Source organism: Shewanella sp. GutDb-MelDb, from assembly GCF_002836075.1.
Lineage (GTDB): Bacteria > Pseudomonadota > Gammaproteobacteria > Enterobacterales > Shewanellaceae > Shewanella.
In genome coordinates this window covers 1-17,717 of record NZ_PJBM01000166.1, presented here as the reverse complement: position 1 = coordinate 17,717, position 17,717 = coordinate 1, and the positions used below count along the sequence as shown (strand labels likewise).

At 42.3% G+C, this 17,717-nt stretch carries 15 protein-coding genes and 1 pseudogene; 9 read left to right on the top strand and 7 right to left on the bottom strand.

The genetic code is table 11. The features are described 5' to 3' along the window. Window positions 1-157: 157 nt before the first annotated feature. Both CXF82_RS07645 and CXF82_RS07640 read right to left on the bottom strand, forming a co-directional pair. Complete coding sequence (locus CXF82_RS07645) at window positions 158-1,018, bottom strand: TIGR03899 family protein (RefSeq protein WP_101091374.1); 861 nt, start codon at window positions 1,016-1,018, stop codon at window positions 158-160. 56 nt (window positions 1,019-1,074) lie between these two features. Continuing rightward, the gene (locus CXF82_RS07640) at window positions 1,075-2,262 is read right to left on the bottom strand and encodes an MFS transporter (RefSeq protein ID WP_101091375.1); all 1,188 of its coding nucleotides are present in this window, start codon (window positions 2,260-2,262) and stop codon (window positions 1,075-1,077) included. Between the two features lie 552 nt (window positions 2,263-2,814). Between CXF82_RS07640 and CXF82_RS07635 the strand changes: the two genes are divergently transcribed. The 6 genes from CXF82_RS07635 to CXF82_RS07610 all read left to right on the top strand — a co-directional run bounded on the left by CXF82_RS07635 (window position 2,815) and on the right by CXF82_RS07610 (window position 9,612). Further along, window positions 2,815-4,227: a hypothetical protein gene (locus tag CXF82_RS07635; RefSeq protein ID WP_374702319.1), complete on the top strand. Its 1,413-nt coding sequence runs from the start codon at window positions 2,815-2,817 to the stop codon at window positions 4,225-4,227. A gap of 75 nt (window positions 4,228-4,302) precedes the next feature. Continuing rightward, complete coding sequence (locus tag CXF82_RS07630; RefSeq protein WP_101091376.1) at window positions 4,303-5,451, top strand: imelysin family protein; 1,149 nt, start codon at window positions 4,303-4,305, stop codon at window positions 5,449-5,451. A 136-nt stretch (window positions 5,452-5,587) separates the two neighbouring features. Next, on the top strand, window positions 5,588-7,240 hold the full coding sequence (locus CXF82_RS07625; RefSeq protein ID WP_102043947.1) for a di-heme oxidoredictase family protein: 1,653 nt from the start codon (window positions 5,588-5,590) through the stop codon (window positions 7,238-7,240). Window positions 7,241-7,419: 179 nt separating this feature from the next. Further along, window positions 7,420-7,962: a menaquinone-dependent protoporphyrinogen IX dehydrogenase gene (gene hemG / locus CXF82_RS07620; protein ID WP_101091378.1), complete on the top strand. Its 543-nt coding sequence runs from the start codon at window positions 7,420-7,422 to the stop codon at window positions 7,960-7,962. Window positions 7,963-7,989: 27 nt separating this feature from the next. Further along, on the top strand, window positions 7,990-8,520 hold the full coding sequence (locus tag CXF82_RS07615) for a cytochrome b/b6 domain-containing protein (protein WP_102038378.1): 531 nt from the start codon (window positions 7,990-7,992) through the stop codon (window positions 8,518-8,520). 90 nt (window positions 8,521-8,610) lie between these two features. Next, entirely contained in the window at window positions 8,611-9,612 is a 1,002-nt protein-coding gene (locus CXF82_RS07610) for a glycosyltransferase (protein WP_102043946.1), read from the top strand. 98 nt (window positions 9,613-9,710) lie between these two features. On the opposite strand, the gene CXF82_RS07605 is transcribed toward CXF82_RS07610, so the two are convergent. After that, on the bottom strand, window positions 9,711-10,364 hold the full coding sequence (locus CXF82_RS07605; RefSeq protein ID WP_101091381.1) for a thiol:disulfide interchange protein DsbA/DsbL: 654 nt from the start codon (window positions 10,362-10,364) through the stop codon (window positions 9,711-9,713). 523 nt (window positions 10,365-10,887) lie between these two features. Here CXF82_RS07605 and CXF82_RS07600 point away from each other — a divergent pair. Further along, window positions 10,888-11,691, top strand: a complete 804-nt coding sequence (locus tag CXF82_RS07600) for a hypothetical protein (protein ID WP_101091382.1) — start codon at window positions 10,888-10,890, stop codon at window positions 11,689-11,691. Between the two features lie 73 nt (window positions 11,692-11,764). Further along, window positions 11,765-13,375 (top strand): diguanylate cyclase domain-containing protein, encoded by a 1,611-nt coding sequence (locus CXF82_RS07595; protein WP_102038376.1) that lies wholly within the window; start codon window positions 11,765-11,767, stop codon window positions 13,373-13,375. On the opposite strand, the pseudogene CXF82_RS07590 reads toward CXF82_RS07595, so the two are convergent. Then, window positions 13,372-13,880 (bottom strand): annotated as a pseudogene (locus CXF82_RS07590) (lactoylglutathione lyase family protein). The gene CXF82_RS07595 and the pseudogene CXF82_RS07590 overlap by 4 nt on opposite strands. A gap of 140 nt (window positions 13,881-14,020) precedes the next feature. On the opposite strand from CXF82_RS07590, the gene CXF82_RS07585 reads away from it, so the two are divergent. Further along, window positions 14,021-14,899, top strand: coding sequence for a LysR family transcriptional regulator (locus CXF82_RS07585; RefSeq protein WP_102038375.1), 879 nt, complete (start codon window positions 14,021-14,023; stop codon window positions 14,897-14,899). 22 nt (window positions 14,900-14,921) lie between these two features. Here the strand turns inward: CXF82_RS07585 and CXF82_RS07580 are convergent, their stop codons facing one another. The 3 genes from CXF82_RS07580 to CXF82_RS07570 all read right to left on the bottom strand — a co-directional run bounded on the left by CXF82_RS07580 (window position 14,922) and on the right by CXF82_RS07570 (window position 17,618). Beyond that, entirely contained in the window at window positions 14,922-16,187 is a 1,266-nt protein-coding gene (locus tag CXF82_RS07580) for an MATE family efflux transporter (protein ID WP_180961004.1), read from the bottom strand. A 276-nt stretch (window positions 16,188-16,463) separates the two neighbouring features. Next, on the bottom strand, window positions 16,464-16,877 hold the full coding sequence (locus CXF82_RS07575) for a hypothetical protein (RefSeq protein WP_102038373.1): 414 nt from the start codon (window positions 16,875-16,877) through the stop codon (window positions 16,464-16,466). A 45-nt stretch (window positions 16,878-16,922) separates the two neighbouring features. Next, the gene (locus CXF82_RS07570; protein ID WP_102038372.1) at window positions 16,923-17,618 is read right to left on the bottom strand and encodes a 2OG-Fe(II) oxygenase family protein; all 696 of its coding nucleotides are present in this window, start codon (window positions 17,616-17,618) and stop codon (window positions 16,923-16,925) included. Between the last annotated feature and the right edge of the window lie 99 nt (window positions 17,619-17,717).

Here is a 17,717-nt window from a genome sequence, read left to right as displayed (position 1 = left end):
AATTTATCATCTAGGTCTTAAATTACTCGCGATTATATCTGCAGGGTTGCCGAGTATGATCAAACGTAAAGTAAAAACAGTGCAGCATTGATTTTACTTTCTTACCTTAATGGAGGCAGTGTCTCCTTTAAGGTAAGGTGTTCTTCTTAGCTGAAGTTTACTCAATTCTGAAATCTTGCGCAAATACCGCTTTTAATGCCTTAATATAATTGGTGTCAGTATTAAAGTGAATTAACTGTGCTAGCTCGTCGCCCACAGGGGTAAAACGGTAATAATTGAAAAAGAGTTGACCGGTTTTGGGGGTCAGTTTGAGCTTGATGTTACTTAGGGCGAAATTAATTGGCTTCTTACTACTCAATAATCCCGTTTCCAATTCACTGCGATGTAAAATGCCAGCCTCAATCAAGGTTAAGATATTGGAATAGGGTAAGCCAAACTGCGATAGACCAATATTTGTCTGAGTCGATTTCTTAAAAAAGTGTCCTAAACCACTGGCGTGTTTAAAGCCAATAACCAGTTTTAACTTACTCTCATTGTTGACCAACACTGACATCCCAAGGGCTTTTTCTAATACCTGCGCCTCTTTATGGGTAAGCTGCTTCAAAGTGGCTAATGTACGTAAACTAAAGTTACCTGGAATGGTGATTTCACTGGCTAGAATTCTGCCCCATAACTCCTGCATTTTACGATTATGAATTTGTTCAGCCAGCTGAAAAAACTGATGTGCCCAATCGGGGTCGAGATCCACACCTGTGACATCTGACGGGGTTTGGCTTATCGCAATCTTATAAATTGTTTCTAAATTTGACTGATATTGGCTAGAGAGTTTTTGTGCTCTATAGGCAGAACGCTCTGCAATGGAGGCGCTGCTGGGGCGGTAATCATCTTCGCTGGCAAGCCCAAGCATGCGCCCAAGCAATAAGGCTTTTTTTCTGGCCGAAACATCAGCTGACTTTACGTTATCACTGACTGATGATTTCAGCGGGTGATTTCTAGTATCTTTAACTGTTTCAACCATCAACCTAATTCCTCTTTGTTATAAAATTTATGCCAATCAGGGCGTTAATTGTCTAGCTATTTGTCGGCTTTGACAAGTGGTGGCATTTTGCCAAATAGCGCGACCTCTTCACCTTGTTTAGGGTGGCGAGGCACATTCATGGCCAGTATGAGTGAACACACCGCAAAGCCTGCGCCGATATAGAATACCAATGAAGGTGAGGTTAACCACAATAGCCCTAGCAGTACAGGGATGATAACGGCTGCAATGTGGTTAATGGTGAAACTTACCGACATGGTAGCGGCGATATCTTTGGGATCGGCAATTTTCTGGAAATAGGTTTTTACGGCAATCGCCATCGCAAACAAAAGGTGGTCAATCACGTACAGTGCGGCAGCGGCTTCTGCATGCTCAACGACTGCATAACTGGTAAAGACTGCAATAAGCCCTAAATACTCAATAGTCAGTGCATTTCGTTCACCAATTCGAGCAATAAATCGGCCAATCGCGGGGGCAAAAAAGAGATTAACCACATAGTTAATTAAAAAGAGTGAGGTAATTTGACTAATGCTATAGCCAAATTTTTCAACCATCATAAAGCCCGCAAATACCATGAATATCTGTCTTCTCGCGCCTGAGAAAAAAGTCAGCATATAGTATAACCAGTAGCGTTTTCGCAAGATTATTTTCTTGTGCTGTACCTCTCCTTGTTTAAAGGTAGGAAAGTATAGACGAATGGTTATCACCATTATGAGCCCTAAAGTACCAATGATGGCGTACATCCATTGGTAGTCGAGTTTTAGCCAGCTCATGACTAGCCAAATACTGCCGTAACCTATCAATGCAGCGGCACTGCGCCATGCCAGTGCTTTGCCTAAAAATTCGGCGGTATTTTTCTTTTCAACCCATTGCAGCGTCAGTGATTGATTGATGGTTTCAAAATAGTGAAAACCAATCGACATTAATACGGTGGTGATATAAAGCCCGAGCACTTGCGGAAAGAAACCCGTGACAGCCACACCGATACACAGTAGTGCCAGTGACAATAATGCAAACGCTTGCTCTTTTATCAGTAGTAAGACAAAGATCGCGGTAAACGCAAGAAACCCAGGAACTTCTCTCAAGCTTTGCAATATACCAATTTCAGCACCAGTGAATTGAGCGCGTTCAATAACAAAGTTGTTGAGTAATACCTGCCATACAGCAAAGACTAATGACATGATAAACGTCATCCAAAGCAGTAGCTTCTGCGGGTTGTTTTTCATTTAAACGGTCCATGTGATCCGGCGAAAGGACGAGCAGTATATACTCAATTAATACTAAGGTGCAGTGGGCTATTCAAAAACTCTCCTAGAAAAAAAGTAGCATAAAGCGGGTTGAACTCGCGTGATATCAACATTATCATCGTTATGTTAGCTGTTGATTAGAATGGAATATATTTCGTAAATTAACACGTTAACCGCGTACTCTGTTGGCGCTACTTCCAGCTTTTTACCTTTTGATAACCACTTCCTTATTTGGCATAAGCAATTAAAGCACTAACACCCAGGCCAGTTGGCTGTAAAGCGCTTGATGCTGATTTATGGGTTACTGCAGTATCTGGTTTATACACTCCGCTATAGGTTTTTCCCCCATTGATTTTAAATAATGTATCGCCTCGTTTTTAAGCGTTGCAACTGTTGATTTTTAGTGTCCAATGTAAGCTCATTGTAAATTGTATTGTAAAGAATAATGCAAATCGTTCTCATTCATAGTATTTTGACGGCGAATTTAAGGGATGCTGGCTTTCCAGCAAAGAATCAACTGAGAGCTGTTTTATGAAAAACATGTCTAAGCATGTAAAGCTGAATATATTGGCTGCAACGATAGCAACTGTCTTTAGCGCTAATGCAATGTCAGCAACAGATCCTGAAGTACTCGCCGCAGCGATTGCTAAGCAAGAAGCAGAACTGACTGAACTTAAAGTCCAGTTAAAGGAGCTCGCACAACAACAGCAAGCCCAAACTGAACAGCACCAGCAACAACGGTTAGAACAACAAGAAGCGATAGCGACCGTTAAAGCGGAGTCGGTTAATAGTAAGTTCAGCAAGTTTTCATTTAAGTCATACGGCAGCCTGATTTACACCAGTGATGAATATTACGATAACGTCCAAGATACAACGCCTGAACGTCGTGGACGTTTTGACCTAGAACGCATTGTGACTGAGTTTGGCTATCAGTTTAATGATGACTGGGATATGGAAGTTGAGATTGAGTATGAGCATGGTGGAACCGGTTCTTCACTCGAATACGATGGTTTTGATGAATTCGGTGAGTTTGAAGCTGAAGTTGAAGCTGGCGGCGAAGTGATGATTGAAAAAGCCGAGATCCGATATCGCCCAAGCGCTGCGTTTGGGGTTAAGTTCGGTAATATCCATCTACCCGTTGGCCTTAGCAGCACCCTCCATAAACCTAGCCAATACCTGACAGTGCAACGCCATAAAAGTGAAGCGGCAATGTTGCCAGCGGTATGGAATGAAAATGGTATCGGTATTTTTGGTGAAGTTGCTAATTTCCACTATCAAGCACAAGTGGTTAGTGGATTAAACTCTGAGTATTTTCGGACCTATGATTGGGCTGCATCGGGCCACCAAAAGCGTTTTGAACATGTAAATGCTGATGATCTGGCTTATGTTGCTCGTCTTGATTACGGCAACTTCAAAACAGGTTCTGCGGTGGGTGTTTCATATTACTACGGCAACACCAGTGGTAATCGCCATAAAACCAATAAGTTGAGTTCAGATGGTACTGTCAGCATATTTTCAATCGCTGGTGCATTTGTCGAAGGCCCATGGACTGTACGTGGCCAATACCTTAACGGCACCTTGAGCGATTCTGATGCTATTACTCAAGCAAACAAAACCACGCCAGGTCTAAAACCGGGTAACTTCGCGCAACTCGGTAGCGAGTCTGAAGCTTTCTTCGTTGAGGCGGGTGTCGATTTAGGTCATTTCACTCCGATCCCAATTACGATCTTTGCCAACATCGATTATTCAAACCCATTGAAAGAAGTTGAAACAGGCATTGCCACCAAGCGTTATGAAAACACGTGGATCAGTGCGGGTATTAACTATTTTCCTATTCCTGAAATCGTTATCAAGGCTGAAGCGGGTGTACAGCAAGTGGCTATTGCTTCTATTCCAGATACCAATTTCTTTGCGCTTGGCGTGGGTTATCAATTTTCGTTGTAAATAATCAACTATTTATTCGCTAATTCAATTAGCCCAATTAATTAAATTTATTAAGTTAAAAAAATGGAGTTTTTAATGAAACACTTTACTCATTCAGTGGTTGCTATAGCACTTATTTCTGCACTTGCTGCATGTGGCGGTTCGGGCTCTGATAGCACGCCAACACCAGAAGCTGATAAAACTTTCTCATTTACAGCAACAGAGATGGTAACCAACCTGACTGACGATGTCATTGTTGCTGGTTATACCGATCTGGCGGCTCGCGGTGCTGCATTGTTTGCATCAACTCAAACATTGGTGGCAACGCCTTCACAAGCTAATCTAGTTGCCGTACAAGAAGCTTGGAAAGCAGCTCGCCAACCTTGGGAGCAGGGAGAATCTCATATTTTTGGTCCTGTTGACTCACTTGGTATCGATCCACATTTAGACAGCTGGCCACTAAATACCACTGATTTAACATCGGTATTGTCTACTACAACAGGTTTTGATGCGGAAACCATTAAAGGTTGGAATGATGATGTGCAAGGTTTCCATACGATGGAATACCTATTATTCGGTGACGGTGTGACCACAAACACCAAAATGATCGCTGATTTAACGGCTAATGAGCGTGATTACCTAATGGGTCTTGCTGCTGTATTCCGTGATTACACTGAAAAATTGGATGATGCATGGCTAATAAGTCACGATGCTAGTACAGGTAAAGCCTATGGTGAACTGCTTAAGACTCCTGGTACTCAAGATAATACTTTCTACAGCTCAAATGTGGGTGTTGTTGAAGAGCTAATCAAAGGCATGATCGGCATTGTTGATGAAGTGGGAAACGGTAAAATTGCCGACCCATTCGGTGCTGACACAAGCAGTGCTGACACCTCTAAAGTTGAATCTCAATACTCATGGAATTCACTGACAGACTTTAGTAATAACATCATTGGTGTGCGTAATGTTTATCAAGGTGAGTTAGCTGGTGCTGCAGATAAGCAAGGTATTGTGGATTTTGTTGCTGCGGCTGATAAAGACATGGCGGCACGAGTGGGTACTGAAATATCAAACGCTATTTTGACGATTCAAGCCATTGAAGGTGCTAATAAAATGCCTTTCCGTCAAGCGATCTCCGATGTCGAAGGGCGCAAGCGTATTCAAACTGCTGTTGATGCTCTTTCAAAGCTGCAAACCAGTCTAGAATCTGATGTGCTGCCACTGCTTAAAACGTGGAAAGTGTAAATATATAGTCTGTTGAAAAGGCATTGAGTAACTCCTCAGTGCCTTCTTTTTCATGTGATTTATCTTAGTTTTTTGTTGTGTCTTAAATAACAGAATCAAAATACTAATTTAAGATAAAACGTGTGTGGTAACGCAAATGATAATTAAAAATAATAAAATCAATAATACGAACATAAAGCTAAACATAAAGCTAAACGCACTCGTGATTGCAAGTGTACTCAGTTTATCGGCATGTGGCGGTAGCGGTGATGAGACTACGCCCACGCCTGAAGAGAAAGTTTATCCTTCTTATACTGATATTACTGCCAGTGGTGGTGATACCACCACCTTTGATGCCTCCGAATCAGGTCATGGTTTTTCTACTCCTTCCCCTAATCTTACGGCAGCTGAACTTGAGTTACACTTAGAGGGCGACCTTGGCTTTGAAACCGCATTTACGACGGCTCCCAATGATGCACATCCAGAGCTAGATGGCCTTGGACCTGTGTTTAATAATGCCGACTGTAACTCTTGTCATCAACGAGATGGTCGCAACTCAACACCCCAAATAGCAGCAGGTAAAACTCGGATTAAACTCGGCTCTGAAGCTGGGATTTTTTTACGTATAAGTAAAGCACCAGATGAACCTTGCCTAGAAGGTACTGCCGCTAATAACTATTGTGCTCCTATCGCGGTTCCTGACTTTGGTGATCAGCTATTCCATCGTGGCGTACTTAAAGCGCGCCCTGATTGGGAGCAAAATAAGTTTATTGGCCAGGCTGATGTGTATCTGTCTTATGAAACAAAAGCCATTACCTACAGCGATGGCAGTAGCGTGACCTTGAAAAAGCCACTGTTTGATGTTGAAAACCCATATGATGCGCCGGGTGAAACCAAATCAAGTGCTAATGTTACCTCTAACTTACTGCAAGATGACGTACTCATGGGATGGCGTAACGGTATGCCTGTATTTGGTTTGGGTTTGCTAGAAGCGATTCCAGAGGCCGATATTGTGGCAAAAGTCGATAGCGATGATGCCAATAATGATGGTATCTCGGGGCGTGCTAACTATGTATTTGATGCTGTTAAAGCACAAGCAGGTGACAGTAATCCTGTCTCTTTAGGTCGCTTTGGTTGGAAGGCAAATACGCCAAGTGTCAGAGTGCAGTCTTTGGGTGCATTACGGGGTGACATTGGTATTACTAATCCACTGTTTCCCGATGAAAGTATCAAGGGGACTTCATTGCATGACCATTACTTAACCCGTAGCGGATTTGTCGATACTGGTGCTGGAATAGACGGTGAACCAGAGGCAGACGCAGAGTTTAGTGATTCAGTGGTGTTTTATGCAGAGACGCTGGCTGTCCCCGCTAGGCGCAGAGTTGCCGATGCGGATGTACGCGAAGGCGCGCGTCTGTTTGAGCGATTAAATTGCAGCGGTTGTCATACGCCAAGCTTTGTCACTAAAGCATCGGGTGATATCGGTGGTGCAGAAATGATTGCAGGTCACAAGAGTCAGACTATTTACCCTTTTACCGATATGCTTTTGCATGATATGGGCGAAGGTCTTGCTGATGGCCGTCCTGATTTTCTTGCTGATGGCAGTGAGTGGCGCACTCGTCCATTGTGGGGAATAGGGTTGACTAAAACGGTAAACCCACAAGCCGGTTTCTTGCATGATGGCCGTGCAGCGACGCTTGAAGAAGCTATTTTGTGGCATGGAGGAGAAGCACAGCAAAGTACAGATGACTTTATGGCACTTAATGCGGCTGAACGTGCTCAAGTTGTTGATTTTTTGATGTCTCTCTAATAGCATCCTCAGACTAACCAAAGGGAAATACAGGCTTAATGTATTTCCCTTTTAATTTTGTGAGCTAGATAAAGTTAAAGCAGATTATCGCTTTGTAGCTCGTGATCTGATTCAAGTAAAAATATTCAATTATCCCCTATGATTAATCAATTGAATTTCTATCTAAAGGGGGCCGCCTGATGAGTAACATTCTTATGGTTTATTCAAGCGTACATGGCCAGACTCGCAAAATTTGTGCTTATCTTGAACAAAAGCTAATCGCTTTAGGTCATCAAGTTAACGCCGTTAGCATTAGCGACAATATTGATTTAGCTGAATTCGATAAAGTCGTTATTGGTGCCAGTATTCGTCATGGCAAACATAATCCAACAGTTTATGATTTTATTGAAGCCAATCAAAGTGCACTTGAACAAATACCTAGTAGCTTTTTCTCGGTAAATTTAGTCGCAAGAAAACCACTTAAAAATACAGCAGCAACCAATCCATATATGCAGGCATTTATGGAAAAGTCGCCGTGGTCACCCACTCTTACCGAAGTGTTTGGTGGTAATCTGAACTACCCAAGCTATGGTATTGTGGACAGAAGCATTATCCGTTTTATTATGTGGATGACCAAGGGGCCAACGGCAGCAGATACCAACATTGAGTACACCGATTGGTTAAAAGTCGATGCTTATGCTGACAAGATCCATCAATTATCGGTTGAGACAAAGGTGAGTTAGCCACTTAATGGATCAACAGAGGTCGTCATGGCGAAATCAAAATTACAACGGTTGTTAGATAAGTGCATCGCTCTGCAGCATATTGTTATCATTTTTACGGTTGCTTATCTGCTATTAACCAGTGGCTGGGTGTTAATCGGCCGCAGCTTAAGGGCGAATGCGAGCTTATGGGATTTTAGCCATGTCTACCTTGGATTATTTGCCGCCTTTATTGCACTTTCATTCTTAATCACTACCTGCTTAAAGGGTAAGTGGCGTCAATATTTCCCCTGGTTAGTTGCAGATTTTTCTCAGTTAATCAGTGATTTTAAAGGACTAACAAAAGGTAAGTTACCTATAGCGGGTGGGCGCGGCCTGTTTAGTATTGTTGAAGGTTTAGGCTTACTGATATTTTTGGCCGTGGGTGTGACGGGGGTTTTATGGTTTGTCACACAAGGCTCAAGTGATGCGCTTTTGTGGCGCAGTTACCACATTATTTGTGCTAAAGGCTTTATTGGTTTTATCGGCGTACATATTGTTTTTGCCTGTTTACATCTGCTCGATTTTATTCGTAATTAGCATTTCTACGTTTTATTGTGAAACAAAGCTTTTATCTTTGAGGGCTTTAAATTAACTTACCTTTATTGGTGAACAAATAAAGGTAAGCTATTGCGACCAAAGGTTATCCACCTTATCGATGATGTAAAACTCGGTGGCGTCAATTTGGCGCTAGAGAGTCTTGCTGCCTCAAGGCTAAATCAGCACTTTGATTTTCAGCTGCGGCATATCGAACTGTCACAACTGCAACTGACCCGCTATGACGCTAATATCATTGTTATTCACGGAGCCATAAGTTGGCGAAAAATCCCCGCCCTCGTGATACTAAAACTGGCGAATAGGTCGACTCCTTTGCTGTATCAAGAACATCATTATTGTCGTGAGTTTATGCGCCACTGTGTGCGTCATCCTTATCGTTTTAAGCTGATGCTCAAGCTGGGTTACAGATTGATGGATAAGGTGCTGACTGTTTCTGATCAGCAAGCTGATTGGTTAGTTGAGTTTGGCGCGCTAAACGAAAAAAAAGTCGCGCGAGTTGGACAAGCAAAAGAGCTCGCTAACTGTATAGCACTTACGGGGGTAAAGCCGTATACGCCATTGAGGCTTGTAGCCTATGGTCGATTAGCAAAACAGAAAGGCTTTGACCTGCTTATTCAAGCAATGGCGAACTTTAGCGAGCAAGAGGTGACGTTAGCGATAGCGGGAGATGGCGAGGATAGAGAGTCGTTACTGCAACTGGCTAAATCGATGCCTCAAGTCACCCTGGTTGGGGAAGTTGATGACGTGGCCGCTTTCTTAAACACAGCTGATGCGGTTGTTATCCCCTCGCGCTGGGAGCCTTTTGGGCTCACGTGTATGGAATCAATTGCAGCAGGACGGCATGTTATTTTGCCTGAAATTGATGGGCTTGCCGATCAAATTGCAGAGCTGAGTAAGCATCAACAAGGCTATGAAGTGATTGAATCGCTGTCGGTTGAGGGGATCACGCAGGCGATTACGCGCGTCCAAAATGGCAACCAAATCGGTATCAATGGCGAGCAACGTCAAGCAACGCAGCAGGCATGGGAAAAGATGTTAGTGCGTTGGCAGCAATTGTTAGCGCAATACCTATAACGCTTTATAAAAGCCAGTTCAGCGGGAATGTCGTGAACAGTTGCAATAAAAAAGGTGCCATTAAGCACCTTTTATCATCTAAATAAACTTATGCAATTTTACTTATGTTCTACCGCTAGGTAATTAATAAGGTTGATAAGTTCACCTAAAGTACGTACCGAGTTCATGTTAACGGCATACTTGTCGTTAACCACGAATGCTGGAACGCTTTGAATTTGAAATTCTTGTTGCTGTGCACGCCATAAAGCGAGTTTAGCATTGGTTTCTTTGCTGTCTGCGGCTTTGTCGTACTGCGCGGCATCAACACCAAACTGTGCGAAGACTTGCTTGATATCATCGCGGTTATTGATCTTTTGCTCATGCTCGTGGCCTTCAGCACTATGGTCGTGACCACCTTCGTTTCCTTGGATTGCTGCGAACATTGCATTGGTCAGTTGATCTTTTTGACCCACGGCTTGAATCACAGCTAAAGAACGCATAACTTCTGTACCAATATCACTGTTCATGAAATCGACGTGCTTGCTGTCGAAGCTAACAGATTTATCTAAGCTGGCTTTAATATCACCTAAATACTGTTTTTCCATGTTATAGCAGTTGTGGCAGTACAGAGAGTAAAACTCAGTTAGTTTAGGCTCACTGCTAGGCGCTTTGTCTGATACTTGGGTAAAGTGCGTACCTTCAATGAATTGCGCCGCAAAGCTGCTCATTGGAGCAACGACAAGTGTTAATGCTAAAGCGATATGTTTAATCAAGCTAATGTCCTCAAAGTGACCTTTGTCTTTTTAGACAAGGTGTAATCGTAACGAAAAATACAGCTATTAAGATTTCGCGACTTTAATTTATAGTTATTAAGAATAAAACAATATGCTTAATTATGACTTAAATTTTACTTTCTGACATGCACTAGAGTGTGACTTATATAGTGCTTTCGATGAGAAAAGTGACTTTTCATTTTAAAGTTTGTAGTGCTTCACAAACTGAATTTAATTAGTGTTTATTTTTTACTTTTGATGGAACTAATAGACGTTTGTGTACTACTTGAATTTGGTCTGTTTAACATTGGTTTGAGTCAGCGCGTCATTTTTTCCCATTAATTTAAGCTTTTCAGCGACATCAGAGCTAAGATTAAACAGATTAAGCGCATGATTTGTGCTAAATTTTAGTCATTATTTAGTTTTTATGATTGAATTTCAATTGGTTCAACTTTAAAACTTAAACGTCATGTTGGGGGAAATGGATTTGAATATACCATCATATTTAATTATAGGTTCAGTCATGAGCGCTGCAATGAGCATTCCTGCGACTGCTGAGTCTACAGAGAGTACTGATTGGCGTATCGCATTTGGCGGTCACAATACTATTGTCGAGCAAGTTGATTCGCATACATTAGGCGCGCATGCGGGCTTTTTTGTAGAACATATCACTCAGTCTAATATCAGTTGGAAAGGCAATATAGATATCTTTATTGATGACGATAAAGATAAGCTTGATCCAGACCATATTCCCATTTGGTTTGAAACGGCTTGGTCTGTAGAGGGCAACTTGTATCGTTTTTCTCCCACCATGAACCTGCAATGGCAGGTCACACTCGACGGTAAGCGTAATACTGTGAGTTCAGTTGAGAAACAGTCAAAGCTATTCCCTGGTATTGTTGCTCGCTATAACAGTGACAAAATCTATGCAGGATTAACGCTTGCTGGTGGTCATTATATGCTCGAAATAGATGATGATGTGCCAAGAGAACGTGGCTATGACCGAGAGGACTTCCAGAACAAAACTGGCGCTTACTCCGTCGCGGCAGACACTCGAATTATGCTGGGTGAGTCATTTGATATTTATGCCGGCGCGCAAACATGGAATGATGGCAGCGACTGGTTAGAGAATAAATACTCGGCTGTATTTAGTTATCATTCTGATAGCTGGATTGAAGATAGCTTAATCAAACTGAGTGTCGAACATACCGAATATAATCTTGATCCTTTTGATAACCGAGATAAAAATGATCCCGACTATCTGGCTATTTTACCTTGGGATAAAGACACTTTAGTGAGGCTATACGTCGATATGCCATGGGGATAGGTTAATTTTTTAAAGGTTAAATAATATAGAGAGCCATGAATAACATGGCCTTTTAAAGTGAAAATTGGGCGCTATGAAAACCTTATCTTTGTCCGTTTTATTGTTTACTACATTAGTGAGTATTGTTATTTCCGTCGCTATTGGCATACGGCTTTATGTTGAAGAAACTCGCGCTATTGAAGTGGAGTTTACTCAAGATATTGACGATAAAGCGCGAGTTTTAGAACAAGAAATAATGCTTAATATTGAGGTGCTGCATGCGCTAAAAGGGGTTTTTATTAGCTCCGATAACGTAAGCCGTGAAGAGTTTAAGCAGGTTGCTACCAGTTTCCTTATGCGTCATCGCAATATTCAAGCGTTAGAGTGGATCCCAAGGGTTGATGCGCTAGACCGATTGGCAATGGAAACTCGCCAACATACGTTTTATCCAGACTTTGAATTCACCGAAAGAACCATGGATCAAAACTTGGTGACGGCCACGTCTCGCTCCCAGCATTTTCCTGTTTTGTATTTAGAGCCATTCGCGGGTAATGAAACTGCATTAGGCTTTGATTTTGGATCGGAAAGTGAGTTTATGACACTACTCAATAAGTCTCGGGATATAGGCACATCAATGGCCTCTGCTGGGGTCAAACTGGTGCAGGAAAATGATCAAACTGGTGTCTTTATATTTCTCCCTATCTACCAAGGTGAGCCCAATACACTGATCAAACGCCAACAACGATTGTTAGGCTTTATTGGCGGTGTTTTTCGTATTGCAGATATGTTCGATAGCGCCATTAAGCGAACCTGGGTACAAGGGATTGACTACACGCTCGAAGATATCACTAATGATAAGCATCAGGCGTTATACAGTAATTTACGCGACAATGAGTCGATTGATTTGCACCAAAATAACAGTGAAATTGTTTATCAACGGCCACTAATGCGTTTTAGTGGACGTCAATGGCAAATTCATGCAATGCCAAGTGAAGGTTATATTGCAGAACGACGCACCGCTTTCCCTTACTTAGTCGGTGCTTTTGGGATATCGGCGACGCTAGCTTTAGCCATTTATGTGTTTTTTATCATGCGTCATACACATATGATTGATATACAAGTAAAGGAGCGTACACGAGATCTTAATCTTGCTAAGAAGAAGCTCGAAGCATTATCAATGACTGACAGTTTGACTCGAATTGGTAATCGGCGTTTTTTTGATGAGGCATTTCAAAGAGAGTGGCAATTAGCCATAAAGAATAAAACGCGATTGGCGTTATTGATGATCGATATTGATAACTTTAAGAGCTACAACGATTCCTATGGCCATCTTGCTGGCGATCAGTGTTTAATCGAAGTTGCCCAAGCTATTGCTGAAGCATTGCATCGTCCAAGTGATGTCGTTGCTCGTTACGGCGGAGAGGAGTTTGTGGTGCTATTACCCGATACTCGTGATTGCTTCTCTCCAGCACAACGTTGCTGTAGCAATGTCGAAGTTCTCAATATTCCGCATGCCAGCTCTTTTACAGGGCCTTATGTGACGGTAAGTGTAGGGGTAGCAAGTATCATTCCTACAGAACATGACGATATGATTAAGTTTGCGGCAGTTGCAGATATGGCACTCTATAAAGCGAAAGATAATGGCCGTAATCAAGTCTTTATTGAAGCAGAAAATATTAAGCCTAAACCGGAATTGGTGGGCTAGGAAACCAACCAAATACTATTTGCTGAGCCTAGCTCGTAACTGTGGCTGTAGATCTCGAGAATATTGCCGAACGGATCTTCCATGTAGAGCATACGGTATGGTTTTTCACTAGGGTAATAGTATCTAGGTGCCTTCATACGCTTTTTACCTCCCGCAGCCACAATCTTCTCTGCTAGGCCTTCAACGTCAGGATCTTGGACGCAAAAATAGAACACACCTGTTTTCCAATACTCGAAGTTGTTTTCAGGATTTTCTTGGTTTTTGAATTGAAATAACTCAACCCCAATTCTGTCACCCGTTGACATATGCGCTATCTTAAAAGAACCCCAGCCCGCCCCAAATACGTCAGTACACATTTCACCAATAGCGCTATCATCTTTAATGACATCAGTAGGCTCCATGATTAAATACCAACCAAGCACTTCAGTATAGAAATTTACCGCGCCTCGATATCGGGATCGGAAATACCAATATGTGAAAACGTGCGTGGATATGCTTTTGTCATTTGAGTACCTTTGTCAGCGAGTTGTTGTTTCGGTGCATTCAGTATAGTCAGCAATAAGAATTAGACTGAGTTATCAATAATTAGCATTTTAATAATTACTTGTTATCATATTGGTAGCTTAAAATTAGAAGGGAGTATTAATGCTGAATCAACAATGGTTAATAACGTTTGTGACACTCGCCGAGGTAGGCCATTTTACTCGCACTGCAGAACAATTGTTTATGACTCAGCCTGGCGTGAGTCAGCATATTAATAAGCTTGAAAATCAAGTTGGCACTTTGTTATTAACCCGAAAGGGCAAAAGTTTTGAACTGACGGATGCGGGCCTGCAATTACTGGCTTATGCCAAAGGAAAAATTGCAGAGGAGGAGCGTCTACTGCAGCAACTCCAAGTCGATGAGCCTCATAGTGGGATCTGCCGCTTTGCTTGCTCTGGCGCATTAGCCATGCACTTTTACCCTCGTTTTGTGCAATATCAATTACAGCATGAACAGCTTCAAGTTTCCCTAGAGGCTGCGCCGAACAGCGCCATTATTAATAGTATTTTAGATAATAGTGTGGACGTTGGTATTGTGACGCAACAGCAATCTTCATTGGAGCTTAAACAACAATATTTAGGCAAACAGGCACTATGCTTAGTGTTACCGCCAAGCTATAGCGGAGCTAACGTAACCTTGTCTTTATTGGAAAAGATAGGCTTTATCAATCATCCCGATGGCCATTATTATGCAGAGCAACTATTGAGCGCCCATTTTGGCAATGAATTTTCAGGGATGAATAAACTCAAGCAACGGGGTTATATCAATCAGTTGAATCAAATTTTGTTACCCGTCTCTAAAGGCTTAGGTTTTACCGTTCTACCGCAGATAGTGGTGGATGAATACCCTGAGCCACTTTTTGTTGCGAACACCTTGTCAGACGTTGCTGAAGAGCTTTATATGGTGACCAAGAAGCAGCGGCAGCTGCCCAGTCGTTATCAATGGTTTATTGATACGATCTGTCAGCAGCTTAAGCCTTAGTGACATAGAATAGATTATCGCTCTAGTTAGAGGCTAGTTTATGTTGTTTGACTAGGCGATATTCCATCACACTCGAAATGATAAACATCAGCACATAACCACACCCCATCGCGAGGATAACTGCGACCACGTTATCAGTGAAAACCCGTAAAATATAAAACATAGCAACCAAAGTGACGATTCCAGCGATACGAATCGACAAACTCTGCATAAAGTGGCCGTGGGCTTTGATATAGGCTATCTGAAAGGCATTTAACATCATAAAACCAAAGAACAGTGAGAAATGCATCAATACTGGCGCTGCAGAAGCGTAAGTGGCTGGGAAGATAAGCGTGACGAGTTCTTCACTGAAAAATATCATGCTCAGTAAAAACAAACAGCTTATTGTGACGCCTAAGCTATAAAACCAACGTCGCATTTTGGCTATCTGTTCATACTCCCCCTCACGGAGACACTGCGCTATTTCAGGTAGAATATAGCGATAAACAGGAAAGATAAATAGCAGTGTCATATAAGCAAACAAGGGTCTAACAACGACTTGAAAATCTCCGAGTTCATCCACTGTAAAGTAACCCACGGTCAGTAGAACGGTAATGTAGATCATCAAAATGCTAGCACCGACCTCTAAAGAAGACAGCATGCTTTTTTTTACAAAATTACGCATCTCTGGGTCGAGTTGGACGGGGGCAAAAGGGGTGGTGGCAATCTCTTTGCGACGTTGAATAAACATGTAGCAGGCAACGGCTATACTAGAGAGCATTAGGCTGAAAAACAGCGAGGATATCGCACTTTGGTGCAGGGCGTAGTAACACACTAAGAACAGCAGTATCTGCACTAATGGTTCAATCCAAATCGCTTTATTGGCAATATGATAAAGTCGATACATACCAATTTGATTGGTGAAATACACTTTAAAACCCATGCCGAGAATAATACCCACCAGCTGTACGTATTCGACATCAATCTTGAGCTGATGTTTGATATAAGGCAGCACTACCCCCCAAGTCAGCAGCACCATTAAGATGAGTGAGTAGCGAAAAATATTGGTAATATCCTGCGCGTTTTTTGTTTGGGAAAAACTCACGACCATGGAGCTTCTAAAACCACTTAAAAGGATCAAGGATAAGGAGATAATGTCGACAACGGTGTGGTAGAGCGCAAGATCACTTTTGGCGACCCATTGTGCTAGCCAAATTTTAAAGGCTAACCCTAGGGATATGCTCGCTAGCGTCGCCCATATTGCAGCAATAAATGAGCGCTTAGCCCGTTCAAATGAAGTTTCTGACATGATGAAAGTTAACTCGGATATTAATAACGAAGTATTAGTAGTAAGAAATATTACGTGACAATCGAAACGGCGTCAGAAGTTTCGGCTTAAGGTGTGAGCTTGTTAGAAACAACTAAGTTAAATCAAATACTAGCTGAACCTTTTACAGCGCCTTGTTTTGTGTAATTTATTTTGCCGGGGGAATAACCATTATTTGCTTTCACCAAAAGTGACTCCTCTACAGTGAACAGTGGGCGGTAGAGGTCGAATTGCAGGGCTCACTCCCGATGGCAAAAACTAGTCTAACACTCGAGGGCAGGCTGAGTAGTCATTAAAAGCATCGTCCCAGCGGCGAACATCGTTTGCTCGGCGCCAGCGACCGTGCCAAAACTCCATCATGCAAGTGCCGCCATTTAATTCGACTAGGAAGGTATCTTGCTCTTTAACTTGCTCATAGGTTGGGTACTGTTCGCTACTTTTCCAAGTGAGGCCACCACGAGTGTTGACCCAGTTTTGCCAAAAAACTTCAATAGTAAGCCATTGCTGGCTTGTTTGTTCCCACGCCATAGCTTGACCATCTATCATATCAACTTGCCCATGATGCTCTCCTGCTGGAGGGGTTGCAGCCGTAGCATCAACGCTCGTAAGAATAAGAACAAGCGATAGCCCACAAGTAAGAGATATCCATCGCATTAGCATTGATTTAGCCATTAAATAGTCCTATTGAGTAAAGTGCCTTTTATAGTATAGCTAGCCTTAACAGCTTCGAAACCAACCTGTAATTGAAAGGCGTTGTATTGGCGAAAATGGTGGTAGGTAGGTGACAGCGTGGACGTGTCGAACATCAAATAGAGTCATCGAGTTAAATTTTGGTGTCCATGCATCCCGCGGGGTACCGTCATTCTGATAAAACTGTAGTAGCCCGCCCCAATCAGGGTGCCATTTAGGGGTGAAGCTCAATACAAAAGCGAGGATACGCCCTTCTCGCTCTAATATGTCGTTGTGTCGAGTGAGAAAATTACCTGCTGTATATCGGGTGCCTTGAGCACTGGCCAGTTTTATATCCGAACGACCTGAAATATAGCGGATTTTCTCAAGAGCAGCTTCAGAGTTTAAGTAATCCTTAGCATCAACTAGGATTTTTGGACTTGAAGGGTTGACCATATGGCGACCGTACCAGAATCCTACTCCCTTAGAAGCATCTTTGTAGATATTGCCAAAAAGCTGTTTTCGTTCGGCCAGTGACATACTTGCTAAAGTTTGTTCTGACGATTCAATCGCGCGGCCATCTTGTGTGTAGGCATGTCCAAATTGAGTCTTTTTAGCCAAGCTTTGACCAATCATATTGGCATGTTCAGCTGTCCAAATATTGTCGACTCTGACTCTTAAATCTTTTTGATATTCGTTTTTTATCGCATCCCAGTCTAGGCTGGTTGAGAATGCACTTTTCAAAATATTTCCTATACGTTTTCTTGAAACCTGGTTTACGACTTACTTCACATGAACTCTTAATTGAATCTCCCGTCAATTAAATGCGTATGTCGTTTATTT